This is a genomic window from Micromonospora salmantinae (assembly GCF_022230905.1).
Lineage (GTDB): Bacteria > Actinomycetota > Actinomycetes > Mycobacteriales > Micromonosporaceae > Micromonospora > Micromonospora salmantinae.
This window is the reverse complement of the sequence record NZ_JAKKFG010000001.1, coordinates 42,998-61,066: the sequence shown is the minus strand read 5'-3', so window position 1 is coordinate 61,066 and position 18,069 is coordinate 42,998. Positions and strand designations below refer to the sequence as shown.

Here is an 18,069-nt window from a genome sequence, read left to right as displayed (position 1 = left end):
GCATGCTCGGCCGATGCCGAGCACAGCCGTCACCACCACACCCGCCGCACCGGGACTCTTCGCACCGCGGCTGCGCGCGATGACGGTGGGCAGCGTCGCGCTGATCTCACTCCTCGCGTTCGAGGCGTTGGCGGTCGGTACGGCGATGCCGACCGTCGCGCGCAGCCTGGACGGGTTGGCGCTCTACGGGATCGCGTTCGGTGGTCCGTTCGCCACCGGTGTGCTGGCCATGGTGGTCTCCGGCATCTGGTGCGACGCGCGGGGTCCCAGGGGGCCGATGTGGCACGGCGTCGCCTGGTTCGTGGTCGGGTTGCTGATCGCCGGGACCGCCCCCGTGATGAGCGCGCTGGTCGTCGGGCGGGTCGTGCAGGGTTTCGGCTCCGGGCTGCTCTCGGTGGCGCTCTACGTGATCGTCGGGCAGGCGTACCCGCAGGAGCTGCACCGGCGGATCTTCGCGGCGTTCGCGGCGGCGTGGGTCGTACCGTCGCTTGTCGGGCCGGCGGTTGCCGGCCTGATCGTGCAGTACCTGGGCTGGCGGTGGGTCTTCCTGGCGGTGCCGGCGGTGGCGGTGCCGGCGGTGCTGCTGATCCACCCCGGCCTGCGGTCGCTGGCCCGGGGTGCGGCGACGAGCCCGCCGGCAGGTGCGGCCGCGCGGATCGGTTGGGCGTGCGGGGCCGCGGTGAGTGCCGCACTGCTGCACATCGGGGGACAGCAGCGCGGCGCCACCGCAGTGGTGCTGGTCGGGTTCGCCGTGGTCGGCCTGCTGGTCTGTGCCCCGCGCCTGCTGCCGGCCGGTTTCCTCCGGGCCGCGCGCGGGTTGCCCACCGTGGTGGGGTTGCGTGGTCTGGCGTCGGCGGCCTTCGTCGGCGCCGAGGTGGTCATCCCGCTGATGCTCTCCCGGGAACGGGGTCTCTCGCCGACCGCTGCCGGGTTGGTCCTCACTGTCGGCGCGCTGGCCTGGTCGGCGGGCTCCTGGTTGCAGGGCCGGATTCCGGTGCCGGTGTCGCGGGCCAGCCTGCCGCGTGCCGGGTTGATCTGCATCACGGTCGGCACCGCCACGGTCGCGCTGGCCGTCCGGCCCGAGCTGCCGGTGGCTGTCGCCGTGCTCGGTTGGGCGGTCGCCGGTCTGGGCATGGGGCTGCTCTATCCGTCGTTGTCGGTGCTCACCCTGGAGTTGTCCGCACCGGGTGAGCAGGGCCGCAACAGCTCGTCACTGCAACTGAGCGACTCTCTCTTCGCGGCGACAGTGCTCGCGCTGACCGGGGCCGTGTTGGCGGCGGGAAGTGCGCCGGGCCCGGCCAGCTACACGACGACGCTCGTGGTGACCGCTGGGCTGGCGCTGCTCGGGGCGCTGCTGGCCGGCCGGGTCGCGGTGGGCGGGGGTGTACGACCGGCCGGGTGATCCGCGGATTCCGCCGCGTCCCGCCCGCTCGTGCCGGAAGGATGGCGGACGATGAACCTCCTGACCATTCTTCCGCTCGCCGTGGTCATGGTCGCCGGGACGCAGTTGGTGGTGGCCGTTTTCCTGGCCTCGTCGGATCGGCCCCGGGCGGCGTCGCTGGGCTTCCTCGCCGGCGCGGGGCTGGTGGTCGCCGCCGGGGTGACAGTGGCCTGGTTGTTGACCAAGTTGGTGGGTGGAGTGGTCGCCGACGCCAGCGCCGCCGCCGGGAAGGTCGATCGCGGCCCCGCCATCGACCTGGTGGTGCTGGCCCTGCTGGTGTGCCTGGCGGTGCTGATCTGGGTCCGCCGGGGCCGCTCCGGACCGCCGCGCTGGCTGGGAAGCATCGAGCATGCCGGTCCGCCGCAGGCGCTGCGGCTGGGTGCGCTGCTCTTCGTGGCGACGCCGACCGACGACCTGACCATGGCCACCGTCGGGGCGAGCGTGGCCCGACATGATCTGCCGTGGTGGCACCTGGTGCCGTTCGTGCTGCTCACAGTGCTCCTGCTCGCGCTGCCTCTGCTGGCGTTGCTGCTGTTGGGGAGCAGGGCATCTCGGGTGCTGACCCGGATGCGGGAATGGGCCGAGGGGCACGCCTGGATCGTCAACGAGATCGTGATCGCGTTCTTCGCGCTGCTCACCGTGTTGGACCTGATCCGGTCGGGGTGAGCCGCCGCGTGCCGTCACGGGATTGCGTGTCGTTTCGTCGACACCAGGAAGGGTCGGACGGGTTCCAAGGAGGACGAGATGAAGGTTCTGATCACCGGGGCGTCCGGCACTCTGGGCCGTGCGGTGCTGGGTCGGTTGCGTGACGACGGGATCGGCGTCCGGGCAACCAGCCGCCGGCCACCCGCCGGCACGGACGTGGAGTGGGTGGTGACCGACCTGGTCACCGGGGACGGGCTGACCGAGGCGGTGACCGGGATGGACGCCGTGCTGCACCTGGCGTCCGCGCCTCGGGGTCGGCAGACCTACCAGGTGGATGTGTTGGGCACCCGACGACTGGTGGTGGCCGCCGGCACTGCCGGTGTGCGGCACATCGTCTACATCTCGATCGTCGGGGTTGATCGGGTGCCGATCCCGTACTACCGCCACAAGCTCGCCGCCGAGCAGGTGATCGCGGCCGGTCCGGTGCCGTGGTCGGTGCTGCGGGCCACCCAGTTCCCCCAGTTCCTGGACGACATGCTGACCGCCAGCGCGCGGCTGGGCCCGGTGATCGGGGACCGGGCGGTGCTCGCCCAACCGGTCGACCCGGGTGAGGTGGCGGCGCGGCTGGCGGCCCGACTGGTCGCCGGACCATTGGGCGGCATCGAGGAGCTGGGTGGGCCGCAGGTGCTTCGCTTCGACGAGGCCGCCCGGGCGTGGCGAGCGGCCCGAGGCTCGCGCCGACCGCTGCTACCGGTGCGGATTCCCGGCCGGCTCGGTCGCGAGCTGCGGGCCGGTGGTCTGGCCACCGAGGCACTGCCCCGGGGCGTACGTACCTGGGCCGACCACCTGGCCGACACGTACGGGGGAACCGGCCGGAAATGAGAGCAACAACGGTTCACGTTCGTCTTACCGTGACGCCATGTTCGCTGTCGTCACCACTGTGATCCTCTACGTCTTCGGCTTCGTCTTCCTCTACGGCGTGATCCGGCTGGGTGTCCGGCACGCGTTCGAGGATCTGGAGCTGCAACGGGCCAAGGCCCAGCGCGAGGAGGAGTTGGCGGCTGCCCGCGACCGCTCCTTCATGAGCGACAACGCCTTCCTCGCGGGCAGTTGAGCGCCGGATCGATCCGGCCCGGGCCGCTGGCGTCGCCGGGGGGCCGGGGAGCCGCCGGGCGGTTCAGCGTCGCGGATGCGAGGATCGCACCCGTGATGGGAACGCTGAAGACCGAACCGGCCCGCGCCCGCCTGGATCTGCTCGCCCCGCCGGTCGCGGAGGCCATCGCGCAGTGGCCGGCCGACGCGCCGGTGGACGTCAACGACGTGCTGGTCGCGCCGATCGACGCCGACCTCGCCGACACCGCGGCGTTCTGCGCGGCGTACGAGGTGGGGCTGGACGTGTCGGCCAACTGTGTCGTGGTGGCGGGCAAGCGTGAGGGCGTGGTGCGCTACGCGGCCTGCATCATCCTGGCCACCACTCGGGCCGACGTGAACGGGGTGGCCCGCCGGACGCTGGACGTCCGCAAGGCGAGCTTCGCCCCGATGGACGACGCTGTCGAGTTGACCGGCATGGAGTACGGCGGCATCACCCCGATCGGGCTGCCGGCGCAGTGGCCGATCCTGGTGGACGCGCGGGTCATCGCCACACCGCACGTGATCGTCGGGTCCGGCGTACGGCACAGCAAGATTGCGCTGCCGGGGCCGGCGTTGGGCGCGCTGCCGGGAGCCCAGGTGGTGGAAGGGCTGGCCAGGCCGGTCTGACCAGGTATCGGCATCGATGTTGTTGCACGTGAAACATCGTGATCATCAATGTCGGACGTCCGGTCGTCGGTGACTCAGTGTGAGTGCGCTGCGGACTCGCGCTGCTCGACCTCGGCGAACGCGGCGAGCAACGTCTGCACTTCCTGCGCACCGGAGACCGCGTACTTCCCGGCCAGCACGAAGGTCGGCACGCTGGTGATGCCCAGATCCTGGGCGGCGGCCAGGTCGGCGGCGACGTCGGCGACGCGCTCGTCGGAGTCGAGGAACCGGCGCGCGTCGACCGCGTCGAGGCCGATCTCACCGGCCAGGGTGGCCAGCGCCTCCCGCGAGCCGACGTCGACTCCGTGGTTGAAGTGCGCCTGGTAGAGCGCCTCCACCATCTCGGCCGCCCTGCCCTGGTCGGTCGCCCAGGAGACCAGCCGGTGCGCGTCGAAGGTGTTGGCGATCACCGCGCGGTCGTAGTCGAGCCGCAGCCCGTCGGCCGCCGCGACCTGGGTCACGTGGTCGACCATCTGCCGGGCGCGCTCCGGGCCGCCGAACTTGCCGGCCAGTGCCTGCACCAGTGGCAGGGGCTGCGGCACCGGCGACGGGTCGAGCTGGAACGGCCGGTAGCGGACCGTCACCTCGCCCTCGTAGCTGGCGAGGGCCTCATCCAGGCGGCGCTTGCCGATGTAGCACCACGGGCAGATGACGTCCGCGTAGATCTCGATCTCCATGATCGGTGGCAACCTCGCGGTCAGCCGAGTTGTTCCCGGATCTGCCGCTTGAGGCGGCCCAGGATCGCCGTGCCGCCACGGATCCGCAGCGGGCTGATCGCCTGCGCCAGCCCCATCCGCTGATAGAGGTCGTCCGGCACGGCCAGCACCTGCTCGGCGCTCGCCCCGGCCAGCCCCTCGGCGAGGATCCCGGCGAACGCCCGGGTGGTGGGCGCCTCCGGTGGGCAGTCGAAGAGCGTCTCCACTGTGCCTTCCGGGGTCACCCGGGCGCGCAGGAAGAACGCCGTCTGACACTCGGGCACCTGTTCCATGCCCTCGCGCTCCGCGGCGCCCTCCGGCAGCGCCGGGATGACGTCCGCGTACTCCAGGAGCATCTCCAGCACCAGGTCGCGCGGCGCGGCGGCGAACTCGTCGACGATCTCGGCCAGTCGGGCCGGCATGTCAGCCATGCGTCGAGGCTACCGCCGTCGTCCCGAGGGCCCGGTCACACGGTGGGCGACTGCTCGCTGATCTCGCTGAGCGCGCTGGTGGGGTCGAGCTGCATGGCCAGGTCGCCGAGCGAGACGATCCCCACCAGCTTGCGGTCACTGTCACAGACCAGCACCCGTCGGATGCCCCGATCCCGCATGAGCGCCGCCGCCTCACCCGCCGTGCAGTGCTGCTCGATCATGACGACCTCGCGGGTGACGATCGAGCCGATGGTGGTGGCCGCAGGCGAGCTGTTCTCCGCCACGGCCCGCACCACGATGTCCCGGTCGGTGAGCATGCCGGCGAGGCTGGCGCCGTCGGTCACCACCACATCACCGATGTCGGCCTCCTTCATCACCCTGGCCGCCTCGTCCAGGGTGGTCTCGGCCGGCAGGTACACCACCTGCTTGGTCATCACGTCACTGACCCGGTAACCGGTCATGAGAGCCTCCGAAGACGTTTCCACCCGATCCGACAGCACTACCCTGTGACGCGGCAGCTACACCAGGCTCGCACGAGCCTGGCGTACCTCGTGGACGAGTCGATCCACCAGACCGTCCAGCGGTAACTCGGTGCGCCCGTCGCCGGCCCGCTCGCGCAGCTCGACGTACCCCTCGGCGAGCCGGCGGCCGACCACGACGGCCCGGGGGATGCCGATCAGCTCGGCGTCGGTGAACTTGACCCCGGCCGAGACGTGCGTGCGGTCGTCGACAAGCACCCGCAGGCCGGCGGCGGCGAGACGCCCGCCGAGCTCCAGCGCCGCGTCGAGCTGCGGGCCCTTGCCCGCAACCACCAGGTGTACGTCACACGGCGCGACCGCCGCCGGCCAGACCAGTCCCCGGTCGTCGTGGTGCTGCTCGGCCACGGCCGCCACCGCCCGGGAAACCCCGATGCCGTAGCAGCCCATCGTCGGCCGGACCGGCTTGCCGGCCGGCCCGAGCACGTCGACAGCGAAGGCGTCGGTGAAGCGGCGGCCGAGCTGGAAGATGTGCCCGATCTCGATGCCCCGCCGGATGGTCAGCTCGCCGGCGTCGCACTCCGGGCAGGGGTCGCCGGCGCGGACGTCGGCCGCCTCGATGGTGCCGTCCGGGGTGAAGTCCCGTCCGCACACCACGTCGGTCGCGTGTCGGCCCGGCTCGTTCGCCCCGGTCAGCCAGGCAGACCCGGTCACCACCCGAGGGTCGACCAGGTAGCGGATGCCCAGCTTGTCGAGCAGTTGCGGTCCGATGTAGCCGCGAACCAGCTCCGGATGCTCGGCCCACTCCTCGAAGACGGTCACCTGTGCCGGGTGCAGTGCGGCACCGACCCGCTTCAGGTCGACCTCCCGGTCACCGGGCAGCCCGACGACCAGGAGCTCGGCCCGGTCGGCACCCGGCCGACGAACTGACAACACGACGTTCTTCAGGGTGTCGGCGGCGGTCCAGCCGTCCCGACCGCCCAACCGGCGCGCGTTGGCCAACTCCACCAGGCTGGCGATCGTCGGAGTCTCCGGAGTGTCGTGCACCTCGACGGCCGGCTGCGCGCTCGGGTCACCGGCGCTCGGCACCCGGGTGGCCACCGCCTCGGTGTTGGCCGCGAAGTCGCAGGAGGTGCAACCGACGAAGGTGTCCTCGCCGACCGGCGTCGCCGCCAGGAACTCCTCCGACGCGGAGCCGCCCATCGCGCCGGACATCGCCCGCACCACCGTGTAGTCCAGCCCCAACCGATCGAAGATCCGCTGATACGCGGCGCGATGCCGCCCGTACGCCTCCCGCAGCCCCGCCTCGTCCAGGTCGAAGGAGTACGCGTCCTTCATCAGGAACTCGCGGCCACGCAGCAACCCGGCCCGCGGCCGCGCCTCGTCGCGGAACTTCGTCTGCACCTGGAACAGCGTCACCGGGAAGTCCCGGTACGAGGTGAACAGGTCCTTGACCAGCAGCGCCGCCATCTCCTCGTGGGTGGGCGCCAACAGGTGCTCGGCACCGCGCCGGTCGGCGAGGGTGAAGATGTCGTCGCCGTACTCCGTCCACCTGCCGCTGGTGCGATACGGCTCGGCGGGCAGCAGCGCCGGGAAGTGCACCTCCTGGTCGCCGATCGCCACCAGTTCGGCGCGGACGACCTCGGTGATCCGATCAAGCACCAGCTTGCCCAGCGGCAGCCAGGTGTAGCCGCCCGGTGCGGCACGACGGATGTAGCCGGCGCGCAGCAGCAGCCGATGGCTCGGCACCTCCGCGTCGGCCGGATCCTCGCGCAGGGTCCGCAGCAACAGCGTCGACATGCGTAGCAGCATGGGCCGAAGGGTAGAGCCACGCCGACCAGCCGGGCGAGCCCATTCCCCGCGACGCTTGCCCCATGACCTCCGACACGTAGTGGATTCGGGGCGGTGCCGGGCGTTGCTGCGGTGACAGACTGGTCGCCGCAGGCAACGAGCGGCGTGAGGGAGGCGCGGGTGCGCTGGGGCAGTTTTGTCGCGGTCGGGGACAGCTTCACCGAGGGTATGGACGATGCGTACCCGGACGGCACCTACCGGGGCTGGGCGGACCTGGTGGCGACCCGGCTCGCCGCCGACGCGGGGCCCGACTTCCGGTACGCGAACCTGGCCATCCGGGGCCGGCTCTTCCCCAGCGTGGTCGCCGAGCAGGTGCCCTCCGCCGTGGCGATGAAGCCGGATCTGATCAGTTTCGCGGCCGGTGGCAACGACGTGCTGCGGCGCACCTTCGACCCGGACACGCTTGTCGCCCGCTTCGACGAGGTGGTCCGGCAACTGCGCTCGGGCGGCGCGGACGTGCTCCTCTTCCGGTTCGCGGACGTGATGGCCCGACTGCCCGGCCAACGCCTCGTCGCCCCCCGGGTGCAGTTGCTCAACCAGGCGGTCGGCGAGACCGCCGAGCGGCACGGCGCCATCATGGTCGACCTGTACGCCGACGACACGTTCCTCAACCCCATGCTCTGGAGCACCGACCGGCTGCACCTCTCCCCGGCCGGGCATCGACGGGTCGCCGGGCAGGTGTTGAACGCCCTCGGGGTCGGTTGCGACGAGGAGTGGCTGATGGTTCCGCCGCACCCGGCGCCGTCGCCGTGGCTTGCCGCCCGCGCTTCCGACCTGCGGTGGGCCGGTCGGTACCTCGCCCCCTGGGTGAAGCGGCGGTTGACCGGTCGGTCGTCCGGCGACACGGTGACGGCGAAGCGCCCGCAACTCGGCCCGCTCGTCGACTGAGCATGCTCACTCTGCACACGGCGGCCCTGCTGTGCCGCGACCGGGACGGCGAGTCGTTGCCCGACCTCGCCGTACTGGTCAGTGGCGACCGGATCGAGGCCGTCGGCCCGCTGGCCGAGCTGAGTTCGGCGTACGCCAACGCCCGGGTTCGCCGCTGGCCCGGCACGCTGGGGCCGGGTCTGCTGCACGACCGTCCGCTGCCGCCCGCGCCGACCCCACGTGAGCGGGTGCACGCGCTGCTGCGTACCGGGGTGACGGCGGTGCTGGCGGAACACCTGACCGACCCCGCCCTGCGGGCCGCCGCCGAGCGCGGCGACCTGCTGGTGCTGACCACCGCCGTGGCGCCGACCCTGCGGTCGGCTGGGCGGGCCGATCTCGCGGTGCACGGCGTCGACGGGGCCTGCCTGGTGACAGTGGTCGCCGGTCGGATCGTCCATCGTCGCGCCTGAACAGGTCGGGATCTCTCCACTGTGGAACGGGCCGATTGAATCGGGGTCGCCCGATGTCCGCCGTCCTCGATAGCATCCGCTGCCCCCGCTGATCGGAAGGCGGGGACCTCGGGGAAAGGTGGATGAGGGATGACCCTCATACCTGGCACGACGACATCCGCAAGACCGGTCCGGGCACTGCTGGCCATGGGGCTTTCCGTTGCGGTCGCCGCCGGGGCGCTCACGCTCACGACCGCGCCGGCCGCGGCGAACGAGGCGCTCTCCGTCGACGACAACCAGCCGCCGGGTGTGCCGACCGAGCTGCGAACCTCCGACGAGCCGTGCACGACGGCCGAGCCGTACCAGTTGTGGCAGAACGACGACCTGGCGCTCTCCGCCGTCCTGCACGACCCGGACGTCGACGAGAACGGTGGTGCCGACCGGTTGACCGCTACCTTCGCGCTCTGGCCGGTCGACGAGCCGACGGCTCGGATCGAGCGATTCGGGTTCAACGGTCGGGAAGGCGATCGGGAGAGCGGCCTCTTCGAGCGGGAAACGCTCACCCACGACCGGTTGTACGCGTGGCAGGTCCGGGCGGCGGACAGCCAGGCGACCGGCGAGTGGAGTGGCCTCTGCTACCTCCGGACCGACTTCCAGGGCCCGGAGGTCGCGCCGGTCGTCACCTCCACCGACTTCCCGGTCGAGGGCTGGCATCCGGCGCTGTCGGGTCAGTTCACCTTCGACGCGGCGGCGACGCCGGACGCGGTCGGCTTCCGGTACGAGCTGCTCGGCGGCGACGGCGTCCACGCGGTGTCGGCGGACCAGCCCGGCGGCTCGGCCACTGTCACGCTCCGCCCGGATGCGGGGCCCAACACTCTCGTGGTGTGGAGCCTGGACGCGGCCGGGAACAGGTCGCCCGAGGCGCGGTACGAATTCCGGGCCAGTGACGTCGCGCCGATCATCACCGGCAGACTCACCGAGATCGGCGTGCCGACCACGTTCACCGTGCAGCCGCAGATGGCAGGTGTGGTCCGCTACCGGTTCCACCTGGACGGCGACCCCGAGCAGACGGTGGAGGCGGCGGCCGACGGCACCGCCACGCTGACCGTCACCGCGACCCGGGGCGGCAACCGGACGCTCTCCGTGACCAGCGTTACCGCCGATGGCGTGACCGCCACCACAGCGAGCACCTTCGCGCTGTCCACCGCCCCGAAGATAACCGCGACGGTCTATCGGCAGGGCGGCACCAGTGGGGGGCCGGGTGTGCCCGGTGTCTTCACCTTCACCCCGCGCCAGCCTGACGTGGTCAGCTACCGCTACAGCTTCAACACGGTGACCAGCACCGTGGCCGCGGCGGCCGACGGCACCGGATCGGTGACCTGGACTCCGACCAAGGCCGGGCTGACCATGCTCACCGTCTGGAGCATCGACCGGAACGGCACCCAGTCGGGTTCGACGTCCTTCATCTTCTTCGTCGGCAACCTGCCGCCGAGCAACCCGGCCGGCAGCCCGGCTCAGGCCGGCGACCGGTAATCCGCCGCCCGGCCGACCGGCCCACCATCCCGTGCGGGTGGTGGGCCGGTCCAGTTACAGCGGTCGCGGAGGGCGATCCGGCGTACCTTGGGGATCATGTCTGTGCCGAACGATCCCGATCCCCGCCTCCAGTCGTACGCGGACCCGCAGCGGCTGGTCACCACCGAGTGGCTGGCCGAGCATCTGGGCGACGAGGGCCTCGTCGTCGTCGAGTCCGACGAGGACGTGCTGCTCTACGAGTCCGGTCACATTCCCGGTGCGGTCAAGGTCGACTGGCACCTGGAGCTGAACGATCAGGTGACCCGGGACTACCTGGACGCGAAGAGCTTCGCCGAGATGTGTGCCGCGAAGGGCATTGGCCGGGGCGACACTGTCGTCTTCTACGGCGACAACTTCAACTGGTGGGCCGCGTACGCCCTCTGGGTCTTCACGCTCTTCGGCCACGCCGATGTGCGACTGCTCGACGGCGGCCGGCAAAAGTGGATCGCCGAGGGACGCGAGGTGACCCGCGACAAGCCGTCTCGCCCGCGCGCCGACTATCCGGTGCCGCTGCGCGACGACGCGCCGCTGCGGGCCTTCCGTGAGCAGGTCATGGCGCACGTCGCCGCCGGGCGGCCACTTGTCGACGTCCGGTCGCCGGGTGAGTACACCGGCGAGATGCTGCACATGCCGGACTACCCGCAGGAGGGCGCGCTGCGTGGTGGACACATCCCGGGGGCGGTCAGCAAGCCGTGGAAGTCCGCCGCCAACGAGGACGGCACGTTCAAGTCGGCCGACGAGCTGAAGGCGATCTACGCCGACCAGCTCGGGCTGAGCCCGGACGACGACGTGATCGCGTACTGCCGGATCGGCGAGCGGTCCAGCCACACCTGGTTCGTGCTGCGGCACCTGTTGGGCTACCCGCAGGTGCGCAACTACGACGGGTCGTGGACCGAGTGGGGCAACCTGGTCCGGGCACCAGTCGTCAAGGGCGACCAGCCCGGCGGCCTGGCCGTCTGACCAGGTCGTCGTGTGATCGACTCGGGTTTCCTGACGTCGGGCTGTCCCGCTCGCTCGGACACCGCGACATCTACGAGCCCGAGTCGATCACGACGAGGCGACGCGACCCTTGTCAGCTGGCGAGTGCGAACACGCCGCGCAGGTCGCGGACGATGCCGGTGATCTCGCCGGTCTCCGGGTGCCAGCGCGCCAGGGCGGCCGGTTCCAGCCGGAGCAGCACCGCGCCCTTGTTGTCCCAGCCCAGTACGACACAGCAGCCCTTGCTGCGATCCCTGCCCAGGTCGAGCAGGTGGAGCACGGCGCCGGTGCGCGCGTCCAGCACGGCTGCCCCCTCGGCGCCGTCGATCTCGCTGCTGATGATCCAGGCTGCTCGGGCCAGTCGTTCGCCGTGCAGCCAGCCCCGGCCGTAGAACTCGTTGACCTGGTAGGGCGACGGCAGCGCCGAGCGGCTGATCGGCTGTTCGGAGCGGATTTCGCCGTCCCGGGCGGTCCGGGTGCGTAGCTTCAGGCCGGCCCCCTCGCCGTACATGTCGATCAAGGGGGCCTCGCGGCCGGCGGCCGGGTCAGGTGCGATCAACTCCCAGGTCGACACGTCGATCGTGCTGGCCGCCCCGGTGACCCGGTCCACCGCGTACGTCCGGTCGTCGCCCCCGACCAGCACCCGGTCGTGCGCCCACACCACCTGCTCCAGGTAGCCGTCGAGCGGTATCCGGCGGACGGCAGCCGTGGTGAGGTCGATCATGACCAGCTCTTTGGTCTGCGCGAACGCCGCCGACCGGCCGTCCGGCGACAGCACCCCCGGCTTGAGTGCGGGCGCCTCGTTGCCGCCCTCGTCCCGGGTCGGTGCCAGCGTCACCACGTCGAGGCTGCGCACCACGCCGTCGTTGCCGAGCACCCGGACCGGGCCGTTCGCGTGGTACTCCTCGTCCACCGGCTGGAACAGCGCCAGTGCCTGCTGGACCGGTCGCTCGGAGAGCGGCACTGTCGCCGGGTCGCCGAGCTTGGCCAACGGATCGGGCGGGAAGGTCAGCTCGGCGGGCGGTTTCTGCACCGGCCCCGCGTGGGACGGGTCGACGGTCGGGGTGAGCGTGGGGCCGACCGGAAGGACCGGCGCCGGGTCGGCGGGCGGTCGCAGCGCCGCCACGGTGCCGCCACCGACCAGCACCACGGCCAGGGCGACCACTGCGACGGCCCGCCGGGTACGCCGAGTACGCCGAGCCCGCTCCCATCCGGCGGCGGCCGGCTGGCTGGGGAGCACGTCCTCGACGCTGACGGTCAGCAGTCGACGCAGATCCTGCTCGTTCACGGGTTCACCTCCAGGCCGCTGGCCAGATCGGCCGAGCCTCGGCTCGGTCGGGCATCGCGGGCGAGTTCCGGGGCCACCTCGCGGAGTCGGCGCAGCGCCGCGTGGCACTGGCTCTTCACGGTGCCGACTGTCACCCCGAGCGCCTCGGCGGTGGCGACCTCGGTCAGGTCCTCGTAGTAGCGCAACACCAGCACGGCCCGCTGCCGCGGTGGCAGCAGGCCCAGCGCGTCGTGCATCGTCAGCCGTAACGCGCCGTCACGGTCGTGGGCCACCTGGTCCGGCGGCGCGGCGCTGAGCCATTCCCGACGCCGGCGACGCCACCACGACACCGAGTCGCGGTAGAGGATGGCGCGCACGTACGCGGAGGGGTCGCCGTCGCGGACCGAGGACCAGCGCAGCGCCAGCTTGAGCAGCGCGTCCTGGAGGAGGTCTTCGGCCTGATGCCGGTTGCCGCAGATCAGGTAGGCCGCCCGGAGCAGCCGGTGCTGGTGGTTCTCCACGAAGGCGAGGTAGCCGTCGCGTCCGTCGTCCTTCGTCGGCGCCATCCGCCCCCCTCCCGGCCGTCGCGCTGTACGCGTCATCTGGCAGACGCACGGGAGGTGGGAAAAGGTTGGGTCAGCTCGGTGGCGTTCCGGTCAGGTAGCGCTGGAGAGTCGGCGCGATCCAGGCGACCAGCGCTTCCGGCGGGGTGTCCACCATGGGCGGCAGGCGAACGATGTACCGGGTGAAGGCGAGGCCGAGTATCTGACTGGCCACCAGGCCGGCCCGTCGGGCGGTCAGCGCCGGGTCGCTGCCGAACGTGGCCACGGCGGCGGTGAGCTGGTCGGCGAAGATGCCGCGCATGCGTTCGGCCGCGCCGGGGTTGGTGCTGGCGGCCCGCAGCAGCGCCACCAGGGTCTCGTCGCCCTCCCAGCGGGCGAGGAAGTGCCGGACCAGCACCTCGCCGAGTCGAGCGGGCGGCACCGAGGTCAGGTCGGGCAGACGTAGGTCGAACTCGGCCGCCGCCGCGAAGAGCCCCTCCTTGCTGCCGTAGTAGCGCATGACCATCGACGGGTCGATCTGGGCGTCGGCGGCGATGGCCCGGATCGTGGCGCGCTCGTAGCCGTCCGCCGCGAACCGTTCCCGGGCCGCTCGCAGGATCGCCGCCCGGGTGGCGTCGGAGCGGCGGGGCTGGGTCGACTGCGTGGACGGGGTCATGCCAACGACCGTAGGCCAACAGGTGTTGACACGCAATCGGGCGGGCCCTAGCGTTGCCAACACATGTTTGCCAACGGGTGTTGGCAACGGTTTCTGGAGGTGGCCATGAGCACCGACGTCCTGGTGGTGGGTGCCGGCCCCACCGGTCTCGCCACCGCGTTGACGCTGGCCCGGCGCGGGGTCGAGGTGACAGTGCTGGACCGGTTGGCCGTGCCGCCGACGACCTCCCGTGCCGCCGTCGTGCACGCGTACACCCTGGAGGTGCTGGACCGGATCGACGCCGCGGCGCCGCTGATCGCCCAGGCGGTGCGGACGCCGCGTTTCACGGTGCGCGACCGGGACCGGGTGCTGCTGTCGGTGCCGTTCCACGAGTTGCCGTCCCGCTTCCCCTACGCGCTGCTGGTCTCCCAGGCGGTCACCGAGGCCGTGCTCACCGAGAAGTTGGCCGAACTCGGTGTCCAGGTACGACGGCCGTGCCAGCTCACCGGGCTGAGCCGCACCGGTGACGGCATGCTCGCGCAGGTCGACGACGAGGCGCTGCGGGCCCGGTTCGTGGTCGGTGCGGACGGCCTGCACAGCACGGTTCGGCAGTTGGCCGGGATCGGCTTCACCGGCAGCAGCGATGAGGAGTCCTTCGTGCTCGCCGACGTGCGGGTGCGCAGCGTGCTGCCCCGCGACGAGGCGGCGCTCTTCCTCGCCCGCCCCGGGCCGCTGGTCTGGGCGCCACTGCCCGGTGGGGTGGTCCGGTTGGTCGCCGCCGTGGCCACCGCCCCGGCCGAACCGGATGCGGCCTACCTCCAGGCGCTGCTCGACGAGCGCGGCCCGGCGCGACGACCCGACCGGGTGACCGAGGTGCTCTGGGGTTCCCGGTTCCGGGTGCACCACCGGATCGCCGACACCTTCCGAGCCGGGCCGGTGCTGCTGGCCGGTGACGCCGGGCACGTGCACAGCCCGGCCGGTGGGCAGGGCATGAACCTCGGCATCTGCGACGCTGTCGCGCTCGGCACCGCAGTGGCGGACGTGCTCGACGGCGGCCCGGAGACGCTGCTCGACGACTACACCGCCCGGCAGCGGCCGATGGCCGAGGACGTGTTGAGCTTCGCCGCCGGGCTGACCAGGATGGCCGGCGTCTCCCCGGCTCGTCGGCCCGCCCGGGACGTGCTGCTCCGGCTGCTCGGTGCCGTCCCACCGGCCCGCCGACGCATCGCGCTGCGGCTGTCCGGGCTGTCGCATCGGGAGCGGACGCCGGGTTAGCCCGCGCGGCTCGACACAGCGGACGCGGCCGGTCGCAGTGTCCGCCACGCGGCGACGGTGACCAGCGCGAACGTCCCCGCCGCCGTGCCCGCCACCGGCGCCGTGCCGTACGACGCGGCGGCCAACCCGGCGAGCGCCGCCCCGAGCGGTGCGGTGAGCAGACCGACCATCCGCTGGGCCGCGCCGACCCGGCCCAGCAGGTCGCTCGGCACCTGCCGCTGCCCGTACGACGCCCACAGGCTGTTCCATGCCACGGTGCCGGCGGCGAAGACGGCCAGCGCGATCCCGCCCGACACCGGATGCCGAGCCAGCGCGAAGCCGGTCAGCGCCACGGTCTCCACGGCCAGCACCGCACGCAGCGCCGGCACCGTGCCGAGCCGGGCGGCCAGCCGCCCCGCCCCGAGCGCCCCCGCCACGCCCCCGACGATGGCGGCGGCGGCGAACAGCCCGTACCCGGCCGGCGGCACCCGGAGCACGTCCAACGCGTAGAGCACCAGCACCGCAATGATTCCGCTGATCGCCAGGTTGCTCGCGGCGGTGAGCAGCGTGACCCGCCACAGCGTCCGGTGCGCCCGCAGCCAACGCAGACCCTCGACGATCTCGCTCCACACCGAGCCGCGCCGCCGCGCCGTCGCCGGAGTGATGGCGGGAGGCGGACTGAGGGCCAGCACGAGCAGGGCGGCCGCCGCGAAGGTGGCGGCGTCGAGGGCGAACGGGAGGGCCGGGGCGACGGCGAACAGGACACCGGCGGCGGGCGCTCCGAGGAAGCCACCGGCCACCGCCGACCCCGCCTGGAGCCGGCCGTTCGCCCGGGGCAGCGCGTCCGGCGGCACCAACGCGGGGAGCAGCGCGAACGACGCGGAGTCGAAGAGAGTGCCCAACGTGGCGAGCAGGAACGCCGCCACCAGCAGCACCAGCACACTGACCTGGTTGAGCGCGACCACCACTGCCAGCGCCGCCACCACGGCCGCGCGTACCCCGTCGACCAGCGCCATCGTCCGACGATGGTCCCAGCGGTCCGCGTACACGCCGCCGAGCAGGCCGAAGAGCAGCGGCGGCAACTGCCCGGCCACGGTGACCGCCGCGATGATCCGCGGATCGCGGGTCACCGTCGCGGCCAGCAGGGCCAGTGCCGGGGTACGCAGCGCATCCCCGAACCGGGACGAGACGGCCGCGGACCACAGGAGCCGGAAGTCCCGGCCCAGAGCGGAGGAAGTCATGCCGGCGACCGTGCCGGTTCGACCGGGTCGAGGGTCAAGCCGCCGGGCAAAACGGGACCGCACCTGTCGGTGATCATGGGTACGGTGAGCGCCGGCATCGGGACCGGGGAGACAACAGGCGTGGACCACACTTTCCAGGTCGACCTACGTGGCGTGGTTGACCTGCTCAGTCATCACCTCTACGGCAGCCCGCGGGTCTACGTCCGCGAGCTGCTCCAAAACGCGGTGGACGCGATCACCGCCCGACGCAGGACCGAGCCGGACGCGCCGGCGCTGGTACGCATCGAACCCCCGGACAGCACCGGCGACGGCACGCTACGGGTGCACGACACCGGCATCGGCCTGACCGAGGCGCAGGTGCACGAGCTGCTTGCCACCATCGGCCGCAGCTCGAAGCGCGACGAGCTTGGTTTCTCCCGGCACGAGTTCCTCGGCCAGTTCGGCATCGGTCTGCTGTCCTGTTTCCTGGTGGCCGACGAGATCCAGGTGCTCACCCGGCACGGCGACAACCCCACGGTTCGCTGGACCGGGTACGCCGACGGCCGCTACGCGGTAACGGTGGCCCCGCCGGAGGCCGCCCGCGCCGAGCCGGGCACCACCGTCACGCTGGTGCCCCGCCGCGACGCGGACCAGTGGTTCAGCACGGCGACCGTCACCGACCTGGCCCGGCTCTTCGGCGCGCTGCTGCCGGTCACCGTCCGCGTCGGCGACGTCGTCACCACCACCGGGGAACCGCCCTGGCCGACCACGCCGGGTGTGCCACTGGACCGCGCGGCGCTGATCCGGTACGCCCGGGAGACGCTCGGCGTGGACCCGTTCGACGTCCTGCCACTGGCCGTGCCGGAGGCCGGGCTGACCGGTGTCGCCGTCATCCTGCCGACGCCGGTGAACCCGGCGGCCCGGGCCGGGCACCGCGTCTACCTCAAGCGGATGCTGCTCACCGAGAACGCCGACGGGCTGCTGCCGGAGTGGGCGTTCTTCGCGCACTGCGTGGTGGACGCGACCGAGCTGCGCCCGACCGCCAGCCGGGAGGCCCTCTACGAGGACACCCTGCTGACGGCGACCCGGGAGGCGCTCGGCGACCAGGTGCGCGGCTGGCTGGTCCGGTTGGCCCGGCACGACCCGCACCGGCTGGCCGAGTTCCTCCAGGTGCACCACCTCGGCGTGAAGGCCCTGGCGCTGCACGACGACGAGATGCTCCGGCTGGTCGACAGGTGGTGGCCCATGGACACCAACGTCGGCACGCTCACCCTCGCCGAGTTTAGGGAGCGCTACGGCGTGGTCCGCTACGCGGCGAGCCTTGACGAGTTCCGTCAGCTGGCCGCGGTCGCCGCCGCGCAGGACCTGGCGGTGGTCAACGCCGGCTACACGTACGACACCGAGCTGATCGAGCGGCTGCCGGTGGTGGACCGCTCGGTGCTCATCGAGCGGCTGGAGCCGAGCGACCTCACCACCCGGTTCGACGCGCTCGACCCGCAGGTGGAGTTGGCGCTGCGACAGTTCCTCACGGCAGCGCAGCGGGCCGTCGAGCGTTCCGGCTGCGAGGTGGTCATCCGGGCGTACGACCCGGTATCGCTGCCCGCGCTCTACCTGGTCAGCCGGTCGGCGGCGTTCAACGACCAGCTCGCCGCCAGCCGGGACCGGGCCGACGAACTGTGGGGTGGAGTGCTCGACGCGCTCGCCGCAACCGCCCCGCCGGACCGTCCGCAGTTGGTGCTCAACCACCGCAACCCGCTGGTACGACGGGTGACCATGCTGAGCGACCCGGAGCTGGTCGGTCTGGCCATCGAGGCGCTGTACGGGCAGGCGCTGCTGCTCGGCCACCATCCGATCCTCGCCGCCGACGCGGCGTTGCTGAACGATTCCTTCCTCGGCCTGCTCGGCCGGGCTGTCCCGGGACGGGAGTGA

Annotated in this window: 19 protein-coding genes; 11 read left to right on the top strand and 8 right to left on the bottom strand. The window is 72.2% G+C overall.

Annotated features, from left to right (window positions below; genetic code table 11):
* Nucleotides 1-13 precede the first annotated feature (13 nt).
* The 5 genes from PSH03_RS00285 (at nucleotide 14) to PSH03_RS00265 (ending at nucleotide 3,844) form a co-directional block, all read left to right on the top strand.
* Nucleotides 14-1,402, top strand: a complete 1,389-nt coding sequence (locus PSH03_RS00285) for an MFS transporter (protein WP_238687913.1) — start codon at nucleotides 14-16, stop codon at nucleotides 1,400-1,402.
* Nucleotides 1,403-1,453: 51 nt separating this feature from the next.
* Nucleotides 1,454-2,107, top strand: a complete 654-nt coding sequence (locus PSH03_RS00280) for a GAP family protein (protein ID WP_238687912.1) — start codon at nucleotides 1,454-1,456, stop codon at nucleotides 2,105-2,107.
* 78 nt (nucleotides 2,108-2,185) lie between these two features.
* Nucleotides 2,186-2,968, top strand: a complete 783-nt coding sequence (locus tag PSH03_RS00275) for an SDR family oxidoreductase (RefSeq protein WP_238687911.1) — start codon at nucleotides 2,186-2,188, stop codon at nucleotides 2,966-2,968.
* Nucleotides 2,969-3,005: 37 nt separating this feature from the next.
* Nucleotides 3,006-3,200 (top strand): hypothetical protein, encoded by a 195-nt coding sequence (locus PSH03_RS00270; protein ID WP_210782138.1) that lies wholly within the window; start codon nucleotides 3,006-3,008, stop codon nucleotides 3,198-3,200.
* Nucleotides 3,201-3,295: 95 nt separating this feature from the next.
* Nucleotides 3,296-3,844: a YbaK/EbsC family protein gene (locus PSH03_RS00265; protein WP_210782198.1), complete on the top strand. Its 549-nt coding sequence runs from the start codon at nucleotides 3,296-3,298 to the stop codon at nucleotides 3,842-3,844.
* Nucleotides 3,845-3,918: 74 nt separating this feature from the next.
* On the opposite strand, the gene PSH03_RS00260 is transcribed toward PSH03_RS00265, so the two are convergent.
* Genes PSH03_RS00260 through PSH03_RS00245 form a run of 4 tightly spaced genes read right to left on the bottom strand, consistent with a single transcriptional unit; the run spans nucleotide 3,919 to nucleotide 7,297 of the window.
* Nucleotides 3,919-4,560: a DsbA family oxidoreductase gene (locus PSH03_RS00260; protein WP_238687910.1), complete on the bottom strand. Its 642-nt coding sequence runs from the start codon at nucleotides 4,558-4,560 to the stop codon at nucleotides 3,919-3,921.
* Between the two features lie 20 nt (nucleotides 4,561-4,580).
* Nucleotides 4,581-5,009: a SufE family protein gene (locus tag PSH03_RS00255; RefSeq protein ID WP_124858574.1), complete on the bottom strand. Its 429-nt coding sequence runs from the start codon at nucleotides 5,007-5,009 to the stop codon at nucleotides 4,581-4,583.
* 35 nt (nucleotides 5,010-5,044) lie between these two features.
* A complete protein-coding gene (locus PSH03_RS00250; protein ID WP_030487636.1) occupies nucleotides 5,045-5,470 on the bottom strand; it encodes a CBS domain-containing protein in 426 nt (141 codons plus the stop codon).
* A 57-nt stretch (nucleotides 5,471-5,527) separates the two neighbouring features.
* Nucleotides 5,528-7,297: a proline--tRNA ligase gene (locus PSH03_RS00245; protein ID WP_238687909.1), complete on the bottom strand. Its 1,770-nt coding sequence runs from the start codon at nucleotides 7,295-7,297 to the stop codon at nucleotides 5,528-5,530.
* A 159-nt stretch (nucleotides 7,298-7,456) separates the two neighbouring features.
* On the opposite strand from PSH03_RS00245, the gene PSH03_RS00240 reads away from it, so the two are divergent.
* From PSH03_RS00240 to PSH03_RS00225, 4 genes are all read left to right on the top strand, one after another.
* Nucleotides 7,457-8,224 carry an SGNH/GDSL hydrolase family protein gene (locus tag PSH03_RS00240; protein ID WP_238688000.1) on the top strand — a complete coding sequence of 256 codons (768 nt, stop codon included), beginning with the start codon at nucleotides 7,457-7,459 and terminating at the stop codon, nucleotides 8,222-8,224.
* 2 nt (nucleotides 8,225-8,226) lie between these two features.
* A complete protein-coding gene (locus tag PSH03_RS00235) occupies nucleotides 8,227-8,673 on the top strand; it encodes an imidazolonepropionase-like domain-containing protein (RefSeq protein WP_238687908.1) in 447 nt (148 codons plus the stop codon).
* Between the two features lie 129 nt (nucleotides 8,674-8,802).
* Nucleotides 8,803-10,185 (top strand): gluzincin family metallopeptidase, encoded by a 1,383-nt coding sequence (locus PSH03_RS00230; RefSeq protein WP_238687907.1) that lies wholly within the window; start codon nucleotides 8,803-8,805, stop codon nucleotides 10,183-10,185.
* 96 nt (nucleotides 10,186-10,281) lie between these two features.
* On the top strand, nucleotides 10,282-11,184 hold the full coding sequence (locus tag PSH03_RS00225; RefSeq protein WP_238687906.1) for a sulfurtransferase: 903 nt from the start codon (nucleotides 10,282-10,284) through the stop codon (nucleotides 11,182-11,184).
* A gap of 112 nt (nucleotides 11,185-11,296) precedes the next feature.
* Here PSH03_RS00225 and PSH03_RS00220 read toward each other — a convergent pair whose 3' ends face one another.
* From PSH03_RS00220 to PSH03_RS00210, 3 genes are all read right to left on the bottom strand, one after another.
* Entirely contained in the window at nucleotides 11,297-12,490 is a 1,194-nt protein-coding gene (locus PSH03_RS00220; protein ID WP_238687905.1) for a hypothetical protein, read from the bottom strand.
* Nucleotides 12,487-13,035 (bottom strand): SigE family RNA polymerase sigma factor, encoded by a 549-nt coding sequence (locus PSH03_RS00215; RefSeq protein ID WP_238687904.1) that lies wholly within the window; start codon nucleotides 13,033-13,035, stop codon nucleotides 12,487-12,489. Before PSH03_RS00215 ends, PSH03_RS00220 begins: the two co-directional genes overlap by 4 nt.
* 70 nt (nucleotides 13,036-13,105) lie before the next feature.
* On the bottom strand, nucleotides 13,106-13,687 hold the full coding sequence (locus PSH03_RS00210; protein ID WP_238687903.1) for a TetR/AcrR family transcriptional regulator: 582 nt from the start codon (nucleotides 13,685-13,687) through the stop codon (nucleotides 13,106-13,108).
* A gap of 105 nt (nucleotides 13,688-13,792) precedes the next feature.
* On the opposite strand from PSH03_RS00210, the gene PSH03_RS00205 reads away from it, so the two are divergent.
* Nucleotides 13,793-14,941, top strand: coding sequence for an FAD-dependent oxidoreductase (locus PSH03_RS00205; RefSeq protein WP_238687902.1), 1,149 nt, complete (start codon nucleotides 13,793-13,795; stop codon nucleotides 14,939-14,941).
* Here the strand turns inward: PSH03_RS00205 and PSH03_RS00200 are convergent.
* On the bottom strand, nucleotides 14,938-16,161 hold the full coding sequence (locus PSH03_RS00200) for an MFS transporter (protein ID WP_238687901.1): 1,224 nt from the start codon (nucleotides 16,159-16,161) through the stop codon (nucleotides 14,938-14,940). The two genes, PSH03_RS00205 and PSH03_RS00200, sit on opposite strands and share 4 nt — an antisense overlap.
* Before the next feature lie 120 nt (nucleotides 16,162-16,281).
* Here PSH03_RS00200 and PSH03_RS00195 point away from each other — a divergent pair, with 120 nt between their 5' ends.
* Nucleotides 16,282-18,069: an HSP90 family protein gene (locus tag PSH03_RS00195; protein ID WP_238687900.1), complete on the top strand. Its 1,788-nt coding sequence runs from the start codon at nucleotides 16,282-16,284 to the stop codon at nucleotides 18,067-18,069.

Coding starts and splice junctions, on each gene's coding strand:
- PSH03_RS00285 (WP_238687913.1), top strand. CDS start 14: ATGCCGAGCACAGCCGTCACCACCACACCCGCCGCACCGGGACTCTTC.
- PSH03_RS00280 (WP_238687912.1), top strand. CDS start 1,454: ATGAACCTCCTGACCATTCTTCCGCTCGCCGTGGTCATGGTCGCCGGG.
- PSH03_RS00275 (WP_238687911.1), top strand. CDS start 2,186: ATGAAGGTTCTGATCACCGGGGCGTCCGGCACTCTGGGCCGTGCGGTG.
- PSH03_RS00270 (WP_210782138.1), top strand. CDS start 3,006: ATGTTCGCTGTCGTCACCACTGTGATCCTCTACGTCTTCGGCTTCGTC.
- PSH03_RS00265 (WP_210782198.1), top strand. CDS start 3,296: ATGGGAACGCTGAAGACCGAACCGGCCCGCGCCCGCCTGGATCTGCTC.
- PSH03_RS00260 (WP_238687910.1), bottom strand. CDS start 4,560: ATGGAGATCGAGATCTACGCGGACGTCATCTGCCCGTGGTGCTACATC.
- PSH03_RS00255 (WP_124858574.1), bottom strand. CDS start 5,009: ATGGCTGACATGCCGGCCCGACTGGCCGAGATCGTCGACGAGTTCGCC.
- PSH03_RS00250 (WP_030487636.1), bottom strand. CDS start 5,470: ATGACCGGTTACCGGGTCAGTGACGTGATGACCAAGCAGGTGGTGTAC.
- PSH03_RS00245 (WP_238687909.1), bottom strand. CDS start 7,297: ATGCTGCTACGCATGTCGACGCTGTTGCTGCGGACCCTGCGCGAGGAT.
- PSH03_RS00235 (WP_238687908.1), top strand. CDS start 8,227: ATGCTCACTCTGCACACGGCGGCCCTGCTGTGCCGCGACCGGGACGGC.
- PSH03_RS00230 (WP_238687907.1), top strand. CDS start 8,803: ATGACCCTCATACCTGGCACGACGACATCCGCAAGACCGGTCCGGGCA.
- PSH03_RS00225 (WP_238687906.1), top strand. CDS start 10,282: ATGTCTGTGCCGAACGATCCCGATCCCCGCCTCCAGTCGTACGCGGAC.
- PSH03_RS00215 (WP_238687904.1), bottom strand. CDS start 13,035: ATGGCGCCGACGAAGGACGACGGACGCGACGGCTACCTCGCCTTCGTG.
- PSH03_RS00210 (WP_238687903.1), bottom strand. CDS start 13,687: ATGACCCCGTCCACGCAGTCGACCCAGCCCCGCCGCTCCGACGCCACC.
- PSH03_RS00205 (WP_238687902.1), top strand. CDS start 13,793: ATGAGCACCGACGTCCTGGTGGTGGGTGCCGGCCCCACCGGTCTCGCC.
- PSH03_RS00200 (WP_238687901.1), bottom strand. CDS start 16,161: ATGACTTCCTCCGCTCTGGGCCGGGACTTCCGGCTCCTGTGGTCCGCG.